This is a genomic window from Novosphingobium resinovorum, assembly GCF_001742225.1.
GTDB lineage: Bacteria > Pseudomonadota > Alphaproteobacteria > Sphingomonadales > Sphingomonadaceae > Novosphingobium > Novosphingobium resinovorum_A.
On record NZ_CP017076.1, the window covers coordinates 1,519,882 to 1,535,966 of the forward strand.

The window sequence follows — 16,085 nt, forward strand, 5'->3', positions numbered from 1 at the left end:
ATGACGAAGCTGAAGCTCGGGCCTCTCATCGAAGACAAACCCGTGAAGGTGGCGGTGGAACTGCCGGGGCCGCTGCACCGCGATCTTGCCGCCTATGCCGAAGTGCTGGCTCGCGAAACCGGCCAGCCCGCTGCCGATCCTGTCAGGCTGATTGTGCCGATGCTGGAGCGGTTCATTGCGACAGATCGGGGCTTTGCCAGCGCCCGAAGATCTCGCTCATGAGGTGCCGCGCGTGCCATTGCGCGTCGCGGCGATGATTTCCATCAACGTATCGACGGCCTCTCGTGTCGCGTCCCATTTGGCGGGCTGATCCATTTCCCGGTTCTGAAGGGTGAGGCTTACCGCACCATGTACCGTTGACCAGAACATGAAGCTGTAGCGACTCAGATCCATGCCGCGCAAAAAACCTTCCTCCTGAGAGCAGCGAAGCCCCGTCAGAAACAGATTGAATATCTGGCTCCCGGTTTCGCTCGACCACGGGTCATCGCTGACCCCGAGCTTCGGCGGCGGTGTGAACATCAGCCGATATAGCGTGGGGTTTTCCAGGGCAAAGCGGACATAGGCATAGCTGCCATCACGCAAATAGCCGAATGGATTGCCGCGCATCTGTTCGAAGATGGCCAGCTTTTCCCTGTATAGCCGGTTGAACCCTTCTTCCCGAACGGCGCGCAGCAAGGCGCTTTTGTTGCGGAAATGGCCGTAAAGCGCTGGTGCTGTGCAACCGATGGCATGCGCGACCGCAGTCAACGGTACGTCGAGGTCGCCACGCTCTGACAGCAGCCGGATCGTTTCGTCGATCGCACGACGAGCAATATCAAGTTCTTGCTCTTTCCGGGGACGGGCCATTCCGATGCCTGTTGCAACTTGTCGTGAAAACTAAACGACATTTACTTTTTTCGTTGACGGGACGGAAGTCAAGAAGCAGCATTCGGTAACTGAACGTCGTTTAGTTTGAGGATGTGCGGAGAGCTGATGAACGCACACAGATCGATTTTCGCGTTGATGATGGCGGGGTGCCCGTCAGAAGCCGAACGCTGTTTCGGATGATGCACCATGGCTGTGATCGGGAACAATCAGACCTCGCCTGATGATAGCCTCACAAACGTCGTTAAGGGGAAACCCGGTACATCTGCGGTCCGGCTGAACCAGTTGCGATATTTTGTTGCCGCCGTCGACTATGGGAGTTTTCGCAAGGCTGCTGCCGCGCTTTCTGTGCAGGAATCCTCCATCAGCCGACGAATCCGTGATCTCGAAGATGAACTCGGGGCGTCGCTTTTCATGCGTCATGCTGGCGGGGTGCGGTTGACCGTTGCCGGGCGGGAATTCCTGCGCAACGCTCGCCATGCTCTCCGCCAGATCGACATTGGGGTGACCAAGGTGGCGGCGGTTGGCCGGGCAGAGCAAGGGCTGATCAAGGTCGGGATATTTTCGTCCCTTGCGTCAGGATTTCTGTTCGATCTGTTGCGTGCCTTCGGCACGCGCCACCCGAACGTGCAGGTCGACCTTATTGACGGCAATCCGCCCGAGCACATCGCGGCTGTCCGGAAACTTTGTCTGGACGTCGCATTCATCACGGGAACCGCGGCATGGGATGGCTGTGAGGCGGAGCATTTATGGTGCGAGAAGGTTTTCGTGGTGCTGCCCGATAACCACCCTTTGACGGGCAAGCCGGAACTTGGATGGGGCGATTTGGTCTCCGAGCGGTTCATTGTGAGTGACGTTGCGCCGGGTCAGGAGATCCACGACTATTTGGTTGCTCACCTTGCGGGTCTCGGCCGCCACCTCGATATTCAGTCTCAGCAGGTCGGCCGCGACAATATCCTATCGCTGGTCGCTCTCGGTCGCGGCCTCACTCTGACGAGCGAAGCAACAACCGTGGCCCAGTTTCCAGGGATCACCTACCGGGAACTTGCGGATGAGGTGCTGCCGTTCAGCATGGTCTGGTCCGCGCAAAACGACAATCCGGCGTCTCGGCGGTTGTTGAGCCTGGCACGATCGCTGACAGGGCTGGCCCGGCGAAAATAGGGTTTGACGGCACTGTACGATCACGCCGTAGCATTGGCTGCAATCGACATCGACCGTGTCGGCATCGAAGATGTCGTGGCCCTGCCCACCTCCAGGCTGACCGACTTCGATAGCGCTTTTGCCCCGCCGTGTTTGTGCACGGTGACACGGTGCGCATCCGGCCTTCCTCGGGCTTGACAGTTTGAGGTTTGTTAGAATAGAAAGTATACGGACATCGCAAGGTGTCCCATATACTTTTTATCCTTTCAAGTGCGGCGGGACGAGCAATGCTGAAATGGGGTGTCGAGAGGCGGTTGGAGTTCATCGAATTCCGCCTGTTCTGGGAGGGGGGTGTCAATCGCTCTGACCTGATCGATACGTTTGGCGTCTCCGTTCCGCAGGCGTCAAAGGACTTGACCCATTATCAGGAGCGTGCGCCGCAGAATGCGGTCTATGACAAAAGCGCTCGCCGCTACGTAGCCGGCCCGGAATTTCAGCCGGTGTTTCTAGACCCTGACCCGGACGCCTATCTCATGCGGCTCCGATCGATGGCGGAAGGTTTCGCCGACGCGGGGGCGAACTGGCTCGCTGCCCCGCCTGACATGGATATCGCTCTGACTTTGCGCCGTAAGGTCGATACTGAAGTTCTGCGTTCAGTTCTGGCGGCAGTGCGGGAGGAAAGATCGCTGGATCTTCACTACCAATCCATGAACCGCGATCGGCCCGATCCGGCATGGCGGCGGATTACCCCGCATGCCTTCGGCTTTGATGGCCTGCGCTGGCATGTGCGGGCCTGGTGCCATGAGACGGAGCGCTTCAAGGATTTCCTGCTCTCGCGTGTCCTTGGATTCGGCGAGTTCGGCGAGCCAGGTGCTGCTGCGGCACAGGACCGGCTGTGGCAGGAAACCTTCGATATCACCCTTGTGCCGCATCCTGATCTGTCGGTCGGTCAGCAGGCGGTGGTCGCAAAGGATTACAACATGGCGGACGGGCGCGCTGTGCTGACAGTTCGCTACGCCATGCTGTTCTATGTGCTCAAGCGGCTAGGACTCCTTGATGGGGCTAGGCTGCGTGATCCCCGGACCCAGCATATCGTTGCCGCTGACGAAGACGAGGTTGCCGCCGCCCTTGAGCGTGCGCAGCATGAGTTCGATGAGGCTGACACAGCAAACGGGGCGGTACCTAAATGATGGTGGCCGCAGCGAAATATCGGATGTCCTTTGGCGTGGGCGGGCTGATGCTCAATGAGAGCATCGTGATTGCTCAAGCTTATCAACCCGGTGAGAACTGGGCATCTGCTCGTGAGCGTTTGCTGGCCCAGGGCGCGTCATCCTTACCCAAACTGGCATCGCAAACCCGCGCGCTTCGTGAAGTGTACGACCGGATAGGCCATCTCTCCGATGCCGAACGTCATTACCTGTCGGTAGAGGCTGACCGCGCCGAGCAGCAGGCGATGATGTGGCTGGCGGTCTGCCGGACCTATCGTTTTGTCCACGAATTCGCAGTCGAGGTGATCAGCGAACGCTACCAATCATGGCGGCTCGACCTGGGCCATGAGGTTTTTGACCGCTTTCTCGCGGAGAAGGCTGAAAGCGATCCCGGCCTCGCCGCTCTTTCAGCTTCAACCTGCGCGAAATTGCGTCAGGTCTTGTTTCGGATACTACGTGAAGTTGGTTTGATAAGCGTCGAGGGTAGAATTCAGCCGATTTGGTTATCGGGGCGCATGAAGCGGCTGATTGAGGAGAGTAATCCGGCGGACTTGCAGGTCTTTCCCGGAAATGGGGGGTAATGGTGGGCACGAAAACTGATCGGCGCGCCCGCGCCGAGCACCTATTCAGGGTAGTTTCCAGCGATCGGTTCTTGCAAAAGCAAGGGCTGGGAAACGAGGTTCCCTTTTTTATCTGCGCTTTTGATGCCGAAGACGGACTGAGCCTGGGCGAGGATCGCGAGGATCTGATCGCCCGGCTGAGCCACGCCGGTGTGCGCGTACTTGATATCGATCTCTATGACCTTTCGATCAGGATCCTCGAAGACCGGGGTATCTTCGAGCAGATCCTTGAGGTTGAAGCCGAAACGGAAAAGGCGGAGCTCAAGGAACTGTTGCAGGGGGTTCTGGACCCGCAGGCGCACCTTATTCCAGAGATTGCGCGGCGCATCGAAGAAGTCCCGCACGACGTGATCTTCCTGTCAGGCGTAGGCGAGGTTTACCCCTACCTGCGGTCGCACAACGTACTCAACAACCTGCAAAGCACCGCGAAAGATCGCCCGACGGTCATGTTCTTTCCGGGAAAATACACGCACGCGCTGGCGACAGGAGCATCGCTGGAATTGTTCGGCGTACTCCATGACGACAAATACTACCGTGCGTTCAATATCATGAATTACGAGGTCTGACCGATGGCTGTTTTTCTGCGTGATATCTTTGCCAAGCCGGTCGACCGTTCGATCGATGGGGTGATCAAGGCTGACGACAAGGCCAGCCTCCTGACCGAGCTCGATGAATATGTCATCACCAACGAGATCGGCGCCCGACTGGAGCAATTCCTCGACGCCTACAACAATTACGATACCGCGAACGGCGTGTGGATTTCGGGCTTCTTCGGATCAGGTAAGTCTCACCTGCTGAAGATGCTCGCTCTTCTGCTGGAGAACGACGAGGTCGAGGGGGAGCACGCCATCGAGATATTTGAGCGCAAGCTCGCGGGCAACCCGATGCTGGCGGGGGCCTTGCGCAAGGCAGTGTCGATCCCGTCCCGGTCGGTCTTGTTCAATATAGACCAGAAGGCGGATGTGATCTCGAAGACGGATGTCGATGCACTTCTGGCCGTCTTCCAGAAGGTCTTTGACGAGATGTGCGGCTATTATGGCAAGCTCCCGCATATCGCGCAGTTCGAGCGTGATCTCGACAGCCGCGGCAAGCTCGATGCCTTCAAAGCGGCCTTTGCGCAGTTTTCCGGAAAGCCTTGGGAGCGCGGGCGCGAACAGGCTTTGATGGAAGGCAAGCACATTGCCGCCGCCTTTGCCGAGGTCACGGGCGATGAGGTCAAGGATATTCTTGGTCAGTATCGCAAGGATACGAAGGTCTCGATCGAAGATTTTGCCAATATGGTGAAGTCATGGATCGATGCGCAGGGACCGAAGTTCCGGCTGAATTTCTTCGTCGATGAGGTGGGGCAGTATATCGCTGACAACGTCAAGCTCATGACGAACCTGCAAACCATTGCCGAAAGCCTGAACACTAAGTGCAAGGGGCAGGCCTGGATTGTTGTCACTGCCCAGCAGGACATGGGTTCGGTTATCGGGGATCTAACGGCACAGCAAGAAAATGACTTTTCGAAAATTCAGGCACGCTTCGCCAACCGGATGCCTCTGAATTCCCAGGATGTGGCCGAAGTCATCCAGCGCCGCCTTCTGGCTAAGACCGAGGCTGGTCAGATCACCCTTGGCAATCTTTACGATGCTGAGGAGAACAACCTGCGCACCCTGTTCGATTTTGGAGATAATTCCTTCAAGTTCAGGAACTTCTCCGGAAAAGACCAGTTCGTCGCGAGCTACCCGTTCCCGAACTACCAGTATGACCTGTTCCAGCGCGCGATCATGGGCCTCTCGCAGCATAACGCGTTTGAGGGCAAGCACAGCTCGGTCGGCGAACGCTCTATGCTGGGGGTGTTTCAGGAGGTGGCCAAAAAGCTGGCCGACACGCCGGTTGGGGGGCTGGCGACCTTTGACCTAATGTTTGAGGGGATTCGCACCGCCCTGAAATCATCGGTTCAGCAGTCAATTCAACTGGCTGAAAAGAACCTTGGCGATGATTTTGCCGTGCGGGTGCTGAAGGTGTTGTTCCTTGTCAAATACGTCAAGGAATTCAAACCGACTGCCCGCAACATATCGATCCTCCTGTTGTCCCGGTTCGAGGCGGACCAGACCGAGCAGCGGCGCAATATCGAGGAGGCTCTGTCGCTTCTGGAGCGTCAGACGCTGATCCAGCGCAACGGCGAGGTCTATGAATTCCTCACCAATGAAGAAAAGGACGTCGAGGCCGAGATCAAGGCGATTGCCGTCGATCCCGCCGAGATAGAACGGCAGCTCGATGAACTGGCGTTTGGAGCGATCCTCCGTCACAGCAAGATCAAGCATGCTGGCACGGGTGTGGACTATGCTTTTACCCGCAAGCTCGACGGGCACAGCCTGAACCGGGAGCATGAGCTGTCGGTGAACATCATCTCACCCTTCAGCGACGATTCCGACGCGCCGGATGTGGTTCGCTCGAACAGCATGGCAAGCGATGAGATGGTTGTCCTGCTGGGACGTGATGTGCGCTTCACGCGCGATCTCGTCCTCTGGCTCCAGACCGTGAAATTTGCGCGTCAGGTCACCAGCGGGGATGCCCAACCCGGTCGTGATCGTATCATTGCGGAAAAGCGTGACCAGAATACACGGCGTGAAAAGGAACTGGTGCAGCGGCTGCGCGGCCTGATCGCGGATGCTCGCCTTTTCGTGCGCGGTGCCGAGCTGGAGATCGGCGGCGAAGATCCGCAGGATCGGCTGGTCAAAGGTTTCCAGGTCCTGGTCGACAAGGTCTATACCAGCCTGCCTGTCCTGCGCGGTGCCACTTACACCGAAGCAGATCTTGGGCGAGCCGGACGCGTCGATGGCGGGCTTTTCGGAGGCGAAGGCAGCGGTCTGACTGAAGCCGAGCAGGACGTGCTGAATCATGCTCAGGCTCAGATGCGCCTTGGGACGCGGGTCTCGGTCAAGGCTTTGGTCGAGAAGTTCGGAGCAAAACCTTATGGCTGGCCCGCCATCGCGGTTCTCTGCCTGACCGCGAGCCTTGTCGCGCGCGGCAAGCTTGAGGCTCGGGCCGACAGTGCTTTGCTGGAAGGGGATGCGCTGGTGCAGGGGCTGCGCAACAGCCATGCCCTTGGCAACATTCTGCTTTCCCCGCAGATCGAGTTCACTGCTGCCCAGATCCGCAAATCGCGCGAACTGTTTCAGGCACTGTTCGATCTGCCCGCCTCTGGAAATGACGCGCGCAGCCTTGGGTCGGAGTGGCAGGCCCAGTTGCGCAAGCTGACTAGCGAACTGGAGGGTCTTGGCCGGCAGTCGACCGGCTACCCCTTTATTGCAGCTCTCGATCCTCTGCGGACTCTGCTCGACAGCATGCGTGATCAGTCGGCGACTTGGTTCATTACCGGCCCGGTTGGGCAGGAAGATCAGCTGCTGGATGCCAAGGAGGATATCCTCGACAAGATCCGTAGCTTCATGTCCGGACCGCAGAAGGGCATCTATGACGAGGTGCGCGCTTTCCTGACGGCGCAGGATCAGAACGTCACCTTTGCCGAGGATTCTGCCGCCGATGCGCTGCGTCAGGCGCTAGCCGATCCGCAGTGCTTCAAGGGCACCGCGATTCAGGAACTGAAGGCGGATTTCTACGCGCTGAAGGAGCGCATCGAACAAACGGTTCTGGCAGAGCGCAACGCCGTCATCGCCGCGATTGAAGAAGTGGCCGAGAAAACCACCCAGACCTCGGAATTCCGTGCGCTACCGCCAGAGCAGCAGACCCGTATCCGCGATGAGCTTGCCGCGCAGAAAGCCAGCGTGGCTTCGCAAACCCTAATCCCGGCCTTGCGCCATCGGGCGACAGAGGTGCGTTCCAACCTTCTGGCCGACACGCTGACGAGGATCGCCGAACTGACGCCTGCACCTGCGCCGACGCCCGCGCCGCAGCCCCAACCTGCAGGTGGCGTGGCCGAAGCCCCGGCCAAGCCATATGTGCCGCCGGCACCGGTAAAGCCCCAGTATGTCAACGCCCAGTCGATCACTGTCTCTATCGGGAAAGCCTATCTCGAAGATGAAGACGATGTGACCCGCTACCTTGATGAGATGAAAAAGACCCTGCTGGCCGAGATCGGCGCGGGCAAGAAAGTGATTGTCTGATGGATACCAACGCCCTGAAGAAATTTGCGCAAAGCGCGCGCAACCTGCTGATCGATCAGGTCACCGCCCGGCTGAACATGGTGCTGGCCGAGGGCGCAGCAGCCCGCCGCGAACACCCCAAGGCAATTGCGAAACTGGAGGTCGCTGCCAACAACAACCGCGCCCATGTGATCGAGCAAGCAGCCTATACGTGGTTCAACCGCTTCACCGCACTGCGCTTCATGGATGTCACGGGCCTGTCCAACCCGCGCGTCGTATCGCCTGCCGATGGGGCAACCAGGCCCGAGATTCTGGCCGAGGCGATGGCTGGCAACCTGCCGGATCGCGTCCGACCGGAGATCGCCGAATATCTGAACGGCACCCGCCCCGCCCATGACGGACAGGCCCAAGCCTATCGGCTGCTGCTGATCCATGCCTGCAACGAATGGCACGGCGCGATGCCCTATATGTTCGAGCGTGCCGATATGCTCGACCGGGCCGAGGATTATACCGAACTGCTGATGCCGGATGATCTTCTGTCGCCGGACAGCATCCTTGCCCGCCTGCGCGAGGTGATGACGGAAGCTGCCTGCCAGGATGTCGAGATTATCGGCTGGCTTTACCAGTTCTATATCAGCGAGAAGAAAGATCAGGTCTTTGCTGGCCTGAAGAAGAACCAGAAGATCACGGCGGAAAATATCCCCGCCGCGACGCAGCTGTTCACCCCGCACTGGATCGTCCGCTATCTGGTGGAAAATTCTCTGGGGCGGTTGTGGCTGCTCAATCGGCCCCAGTCGAAGCTGGCGGCGAAGATGGATTATTACATCGCGCCGGAAGAGCCGGAAACGGATTTCCTGAAGATCAACCGGCCCGAGGATATCCGCATCTGCGATCCGGCTTGCGGCTCGGGCCATATGCTGACCTATGCGTTTGACCTGCTGTATGAAATCTATGCTGAGGAAGGCCATGACGCGGCCGAAATTCCCGGTCTGATCCTGCAGCACAACCTGACGGGCATCGAGATTGACGACCGCGCCGGGGCGCTGGCGGCCTTTGCATTGTCGATGAAGGCGGCGGCAAGGCTGGGACGGCGGCGGTTCCTGCGGATGGAGGCAAAGCCCGACATCGTCGTGCTGCAGGATGTGCGCTTCACGCCTGCCGAGATGCAGGACGTGGCCGCCGTGGTGGGCAAGGATTTGTTCACCGATGAATTGCGCGAGACGCTGGGGCAGTTCGAGCAGGCCAAGAACTTTGGCTCACTGATCGTGCCGAAGCTGCGCGATCCGGCCGAGGCGCTGCGGGTGGTGGAGGCGCGGGGTTTCGGTTCTGACCTGCTGTTGAAAGAGGTGCGGGCGCGTGTCGTGGCCGTGCTGCGCATGGCCGAGGCGCTGTCGCCGAAATATCATGTGGTGGTGGCCAATCCGCCTTATAAGTTGCGCAGCGATCTGAACGGAGTTTTGGCTGGCTTCCTCGATAAATCATATCCGATCAGCAAGACAGACTTGTTTGCTTCCTTTATTGAGCGCAGCATCAGGCTGGCTTTGTCGACAGGCTACAATGGTCTTGTTACAATGGAATCTTGGATGTTTCTCTCCTCTTATGAGGGGTTGAGAAAGGAAATTCTTACTAGACATTCTATCCTTGGAATAACCCACATGCCTTACCTCGGAAAAGGCGGAACTTCTATGGGGATATCTTTTGGCACGGACGCAAAGATTATCCAGACATTTCAGCAGAAGAATATTGTCGCAACTTTCAATTGTGTTCGATATTTCGAAACAGATAGCCAGATGGTTCCGACAGAGTTTCCAGTTAACAACGAAAGGCTAACCGTAAGGGGTGCTCGTGAATTTATGAACATTCCGGGGGCCCCGATTGCGTACTGGGTGGAGGACCAGCTTTTGACGCTCTTTCGAGAGCAAAAGCAGTTTTCGGAAGAGTTTGACGCCAAGCAAGGCATAGCTACGGGAGAAAATGAAAGATTTCTACGCCAGTGGCACGAGGTGAGCTTTGGGAACCTAGATGTACGACAAATAGGCTATGATAGCTTCGATGGCAAAGTTAAGTGGTATCCTTACAGTAAGGGTGGCGAAGCCAGACGGTGGTACGGCAATCACTTCCTCGTCGTCGACTGGCTCAACAACGGAGCAGATATAAAAAACTTCAAAGACGGCAATGGAAAACTTCGGTCACGTCCACAAAACCTTGATTTCCAATTCAAAGAGGCGGTTACGTGGAGTCTCACGTCAAGTTCAAGCATACCTCTCTGCGCGCGTTTCCGTCCAACTGGTTTTGTCTTTGATGTTAACGGCATGTCGGCCTTCCCGAAGTCGCGTGGTGTTCGGTCGTCATACTCTACGGCGCTGCTGAACTCCTACGTGCCTCAGCGCGCTCTGACCTTTATTAATCCCACCATGGCTTTCCAGAGTGGCGATATTTCTCGCATACCCCTGCCAAGTGTTAATAAAAAAGAAGTCGATCTAGCGCCGGCTGAAAAGTGCATTTGCCTTTCAAAATCTGACTGGGACGCCTACGAAACCTCTTGGGATTTCACTGCGCTCCCGCTGCTATCGCCCGAGCACCGGGACGAAACGCTGGCGAATACCTATGCCAACCTCCGCTCCCATTGGCAGGGTAGGACGGACGAGATGCAGCGGTTGGAGGAAGAAAACAACCGCATCTTCATCGACGCCTATGGCTTGGCTGATGAACTCACGCCCGAGGTGCCGATCGAGGAAATCACCCTCACCTGCAACCCGGCCTATCGCTATGGGGTAAAGGGCACAGAAGAGGAGCGCGAGACACGGCTGCGTGAGGATACCGTGGCCGAATTCCTCCACTATGCCGTGGGCTGCATGTTCGGGCGCTATAGCCTCGACGCGCCAGGCCTTATCCTCGCCAACCAGGGCGAAGGGATCGAGGAGTATCTGGCCCGCGTGCCGCAACCCAGCTTCGCGCCAGACCGCGACAATGTCATCCCGGTGCTGGACGCTGACTGGTTTGCCGATGACATCGTTACCCGCGCCCGCGACTTCCTGCGCGTCACCTTTGGCGAGGCGAAGTTCCGCGAAAACCTCGCCTTTGTTGAGGCCGCGCTCGGCAAGGATCTGCGCCGCTGGTTCACGAAGGATTTCTTCGACTATCACGTGCGCCGCTACAAGAAGCGCCCGATTTACTGGATGTTCTCCAGCCCCAAGGGCAGTTTCAATGCGCTGATCTATATGCACCGCTACCGGCCCGACACCGTCTCGGTGGTGCTGAACCAATATGTGCGCGAATTCATCCATAAGCTGGAAGTCGAGCGCGCCCGGCTGGAAAAGCTGGCTGTCGATCCTGCCGCTACGCCCGCCCAGCAAACAAAGGCGCAGAAGGAAACGGCCACGGTCATCAAGCAGATCGCCGAGCTGACCGAATGGGAACGCGAAACCGTCTATCCGATGGCGCAGCAGAAGATCGCCATCGATCTGGATAACGGGGTGAAGCGCAACTACCCGCTGTTCGCCGGTGCCCTAAAGCCGATCAAGGGGCTGGAGGCTGCGGATGACTGACCGCATCACCTCCGGCCTGATGCGGCTCTATGAGGATCAGGGGCACCGCATTGTCTTCTGGTATGACGCCGCCCGCGATCTGCGCACGGTGTTCGACGCGGTGGACCTGCCCGGCGTGACCAAGGTGGAGATCGCCAACAACGAGTTCGGCCTGAAATACCGCGTGCTGCGGCAGGAGCCGAAGGCGCGGTTCCTGCTCTACAAGGATGGCCCCGAGCCGCCGATGCCCGAGAACTGGCTGCTGGATGTGCAACTGGCGAGCGCCGTCTTTCGCGCCGATCAGGCGGCTATCTGGGTGGCGGATCTGGGTATTCCGGCAAAATACGAAGCAGCTGTGCGCGATCACGCCGAATTCTACCGTTCCGGCAAGCGGCTGGAAGCCCTGCGCGCGATCGAGCGCGAGCGGCCTTCGCAAAGCGCCAATGATGTCCGCCGCAAGATGCTGGCAGTCTGCGCTGGTGCGGATGGCGATCTCGATACGGTGATCGAGGCGTTGCTGGCCGAACTGGCCGAAGGCTGTGATGACGCGCTGAAGCTGATGGATCGGGTCGGGCTGACAGAGTTCTTCTGGAAGGACGTGGCCGCGCGTTATGGCTATGCGGCGGATGCGCCGGATTTTCAGGATTTCGCCATCACGCTGTTTTCCAGCGCTTGGGCGCGGGCCATGGGAGAAGCTGCCCCCCTGAACACCGATGCCGCGCTGATGTTCCGCCGCTGGAGCGCCTCGCGCCGGTGGGGTGAAGCGTTCGAGAAGCTGTCGGGCGATTATCAGGACGTGCTGAAGATCAGGGACAATCTGGCCTCCCGCGATTTTCGCACCCTCATGCCGCATGATCACTTCGAGGAAGTGGACCGGAGGATCGTTGTCGCCATCGTTGAGGGGCTTGCCCGGCAGAGCCTGTCGGCGACAGATGTGCTGAAATGGGTACGCGATCGCCGCCAGAGCCATTGGTATAGCCGTTACGCGGATGTCTATCAGGCCATTGGCTATGCGACCGAGTTTCAGCAGGCGCTAGCCGAGGCTGATCTGACGATGACCAGCCTGTCCGATGGTGTGAAGCGCTATTCCGCAAGCTGGTTTCGACTGGACCAGCTCTATCGCAAGTTCATCTATCACATGCAGAAAAGCGGTCAGTCGGGGCTGCTGTCCGCGCTCTATGAGGCGGTTGAGAACCGCTACACCACGAATTTCGTGCTCAAGTTGAACGATGCCTGGCAGGATCAGGTGGCTCGCCTCACGGACTGGGCGGTCCCGGGCTTTCCACGTCAGGTGGATTTCTACCGGGGGCAGGCTGCTGAATACCGGCGCAAGGATCAAAAGGTCGTTGTCATCATCTCGGATGCGCTGCGCTATGAGGTGGCCGAAGAGGCGCTGCGCGAGATCCGCAAGCTCAATCGGTTCGATGCTGAACTGAAGCCGATGATCGGGGTTTTGCCGAGCTACACCCAGCTCGGCATGGCGGCACTCTTGCCGCACCGACAACTGGGGATTCGCGATGACAATGATCTGGTGCTGCTGGATGGTGAAAGCACCATGGGGGCCGCCGCTCGTGAAAAGGCGCTGGCTGCGGGCCGGGCTGGAGACCGGGTAAAGGTTCTCGCGGCGAAGGATTTCATGAATCTGGGATCATCGGAGGGTAAAGACCTCTTCCGGGATCATGATGTCCTCTATCTGTATCACAACCAGATCGACGCAATTGGCGACAAGCTCGCCACGGAGGAAAATGTCCCCGCCGCGGCAGAGACTACCATCGAGGATCTGGTGAAGCTGGTGCGGAAGCTGACCTCGGCCAATTTCTCGAACATCTTGATCACCGCCGATCACGGATTCCTGTGGCAGCACAAGGCTCTGGAAGAGAGCGGCTTCGCGCTGAGCGAGCCGGAAGGCGAGATTGTTACACGAAACCGGCGCTTCGTGATCGGCCGGGGCCTTAACAGCAGTGGCGGCATGAAGAAGTTCTCTGCCGCACAGCTTGGGCTGGAAGGTGAGCAGGACATTCTGATCCCGAACTCGATCAACCGCCTGCGGGTTAAAGGATCAGGCAGCCGCTTTGTCCATGGCGGGGCGAGCCTGCAGGAGATTGTCCTGCCGGTTCTGCGTGTCGGCAAGCAGCGCAAGGAGGATGTCGGGCAGGTGTCTGTGCAGATCATTCCGCCACCCCGCGCTCAGATCACCACGGGCCAGATCCAGGTCACCTTCTTTCAGGCGGAGCCAGTGACCGACAAGCAACAGCCCCGGCAGGTGCATACAGCCATCTTTGCTGACGATGGAACACTCATCTCTGACGAAGCCGAGTTGGAATTCGATTTCACGTCTGAGAACCCGCGCGAGCGCGAGCTGTCGCGGAGCTTCCTGCTGTCCAAGGCGGCAGACGCCTATAACAATCAGACAGTCTTCCTGAAGCTGCGAACGCGCATCGGCAAGACCAGCCATTTCGAAGATCACGCTTCGCAGCCGCTGCTGCTGAAACGCGGGATCAGTACAGATTTCGATTTCTGAGGTGCCGATGTCGACCCTTGATGACAAGATCAATGAGCATTTTGCCGGTTTCGTGGTCCGTAAGGACCTGGTGAAGGCCGTGAAGGGGAACGCCATTGTCCCCACCTATGTGCTCGAATACCTTCTCGGCCAGTATTGCGCGACCGATGACGAAGCCTCGATTGCGACAGGCATCGAAACGGTCAAGGACATCCTGCGCAAGCACTACGTCCATCGTTCCGAAGCGGGGTTGGTACAATCAACGATCAAGGAGCGTGGCCGCTACAAGGTCATCGATCAGGTTAGCGTGGCGCTGAATGAAAAGACCGATGCCTATGAGGCGGTCTTTGAAAACCTCGGTATCAAGCGGGTTGCCATCGACAGCGCCACGGTAAAGGCGCACCCGAAACTGCTGGTTACGGGTATTTGGTGCATCGCCGATGTGCAGTACGAGTTTTCGGAAGACAGCCGGATCTCCCCCTGGATCATCGACACGTTGAAGCCGATCCAGATCGCCCGTGTGGACTATGACGGCTATCGCGAGACGCGGGACAAGTTCACCACCGAGGAATGGATCGATCTGCTGATGCAGAGCATCGGCTTTGATCCGTCACTGTTCGGGCGCAGGTCAAAGCTTTTGCAACTGTTGCGCCTGGTGCCATTTGTTGAGCGCAACTACAACCTCATCGAGCTTGGTCCCAAGGGGACGGGAAAATCTCATATCTATTCCGAGTTCTCACCCCATGGTCAGCTGATCTCGGGCGGTGAAATCACGGTTCCCAAGCTTTTCGTGAACAATTCCAATGGCCGGATCGGATTGGTCGGCTTTTGGGATGTCGTGGCCTTTGACGAATTTGCCGGCCGCGAGAAGACGGCCAACAAGGCGCTTGTCGATATCATGAAGAACTACATGGCAAACAAGCAGTTCTCTCGTGGTGTAAATCCGATGGGCGCCGAGGCCAGCTTCGCCTTCGTCGGCAACACGGACCATAACGTGCCTTGGATGCTGAAAAATACGGACCTGTTCGAAGCTCTGCCGCCGCAGTTCCACGACAGCGCCTTTATTGATCGATTGCATGCCTATCTGCCCGGATGGGAGGTCGACATTATCCGGGGTGAGATGTTCACATCTGGCTATGGGTTCATCGTCGACTATCTGGCCGAAATCCTGCGCCATCTGCGTGCGGAGGATTTCTCACACCGGCCAGATCGCTATTTCACCATTCCGGTTCAGACCCATATCCGGGACCGTGCGGCGATCAACAAGACCATGTCAGGTCTGCTGAAGCTGATCTTCCCGAATGGAGGCGAGACTGAAGCCGAAGTTGAAGAACTGCTGCGCTTTGCGATTGAATGCCGAAAGCGGGTGAAGGATCAGCTCCTGCGGATCGACAGCACCTTTGAGGCAGCAGATTTCCATTACATCGCATCGGATGGCGCAAAGCGCGCCGTCGCCACGCTGGAGGAAGAGGAGTTCCCCCAGTTCTACCACCGTCGATCAACCGACGATGGAAGTGAAGGTGTGAATCAACGAGAGATTGGGTTGGTAACGGCAGAACCGGTCTCAACGGTGGCTGCTTCCGCAGCACCTGCCGTTGCCGCTGCCCCGCACTCACCCCCAACTCCCGGACATGTCGTTTTCACAGAAAACCGCAAGGGCATCAGTTTCGACAAGATCTTTGGTCCTTGGACGGATGGTGCGACGCGGATTATCATCACAGACCCCTATATCCGGAAGTTCCATCAGGCACGCAACGTGATGGAACTGATCGAGATGCTAATCCGGCGTAAACAGCCTGAAGATCAGATCGCTGTGCATCTTGTCACGGCTCCGGACGATGGGAACATCCAGGAGCAGCGAGAGTGCTTGGACGGGATTGCTGAAGCCTGCACAGGCACGGGCGTCGATTTCACATGGGCCTTTGATGGGAGCGGCACTCTCCATGCACGCGACATCACGACGGATAACGGCTGGAAGATGGTTCTGGATCGCGGATTGGATATTTTCCAGCCAACGCCTCGCAAGATGAACGGTTTCTCGCTCGGAGAACGGATGCAGGAGCACCGGATGGTCCGTGGTTTCTACGTGACTTATGTCGAGAACCTTTAGCTTCGTCGGTCGTGTTGGCGGGGCAGGT

General features: G+C 58.0%; 10 protein-coding genes. 9 read left to right on the forward strand and 1 reads right to left on the reverse strand.

Annotated elements, in window-relative coordinates:
• Positions 1-222: a DUF2274 domain-containing protein gene (locus tag BES08_RS24045; RefSeq protein ID WP_015740172.1), complete on the forward strand. Its 222-nt coding sequence runs from the start codon at positions 1-3 to the stop codon at positions 220-222.
• Here BES08_RS24045 and BES08_RS24050 read toward each other — a convergent pair.
• Positions 217-846, reverse strand: coding sequence for a TetR/AcrR family transcriptional regulator (locus BES08_RS24050; RefSeq protein ID WP_024899168.1), 630 nt, complete (start codon positions 844-846; stop codon positions 217-219). The genes BES08_RS24045 and BES08_RS24050 overlap by 6 nt on opposite strands.
• A gap of 207 nt (positions 847-1,053) precedes the next feature.
• On the opposite strand from BES08_RS24050, the gene BES08_RS24055 reads away from it, so the two are divergent.
• From BES08_RS24055 to brxL, 8 genes are all read left to right on the forward strand, one after another.
• Entirely contained in the window at positions 1,054-2,025 is a 972-nt protein-coding gene (locus BES08_RS24055) for a LysR family transcriptional regulator (RefSeq protein WP_069709524.1), read from the forward strand.
• 266 nt (positions 2,026-2,291) lie between these two features.
• On the forward strand, positions 2,292-3,194 hold the full coding sequence (locus BES08_RS24060) for a BrxR family helix-turn-helix transcriptional regulator (protein WP_069709525.1): 903 nt from the start codon (positions 2,292-2,294) through the stop codon (positions 3,192-3,194).
• The gene (locus BES08_RS24065) at positions 3,191-3,793 is read left to right on the forward strand and encodes a DUF1819 family protein (RefSeq protein ID WP_069709526.1); all 603 of its coding nucleotides are present in this window, start codon (positions 3,191-3,193) and stop codon (positions 3,791-3,793) included. Before BES08_RS24060 ends, BES08_RS24065 begins: the two co-directional genes overlap by 4 nt.
• A complete protein-coding gene (locus tag BES08_RS24070) occupies positions 3,793-4,398 on the forward strand; it encodes a DUF1788 domain-containing protein (protein ID WP_069709527.1) in 606 nt (201 codons plus the stop codon). Before BES08_RS24065 ends, BES08_RS24070 begins: the two co-directional genes overlap by 1 nt.
• A gap of 3 nt (positions 4,399-4,401) precedes the next feature.
• Entirely contained in the window at positions 4,402-7,941 is a 3,540-nt protein-coding gene (brxC, locus tag BES08_RS24075; protein WP_069709528.1) for a BREX system P-loop protein BrxC, read from the forward strand.
• On the forward strand, positions 7,941-11,468 hold the full coding sequence (gene pglX / locus BES08_RS24080) for a BREX-1 system adenine-specific DNA-methyltransferase PglX (protein WP_069709529.1): 3,528 nt from the start codon (positions 7,941-7,943) through the stop codon (positions 11,466-11,468). Before brxC ends, pglX begins: the two co-directional genes overlap by 1 nt.
• Entirely contained in the window at positions 11,461-13,968 is a 2,508-nt protein-coding gene (gene pglZ / locus BES08_RS24085; protein ID WP_069709530.1) for a BREX-1 system phosphatase PglZ type A, read from the forward strand. Before pglX ends, pglZ begins: the two co-directional genes overlap by 8 nt.
• Before the next feature lie 7 nt (positions 13,969-13,975).
• The gene (gene brxL, locus BES08_RS24090) at positions 13,976-16,057 is read left to right on the forward strand and encodes a BREX system Lon protease-like protein BrxL (protein ID WP_069709531.1); all 2,082 of its coding nucleotides are present in this window, start codon (positions 13,976-13,978) and stop codon (positions 16,055-16,057) included.
• The last annotated feature ends 28 nt before the right edge of the window (positions 16,058-16,085 follow it).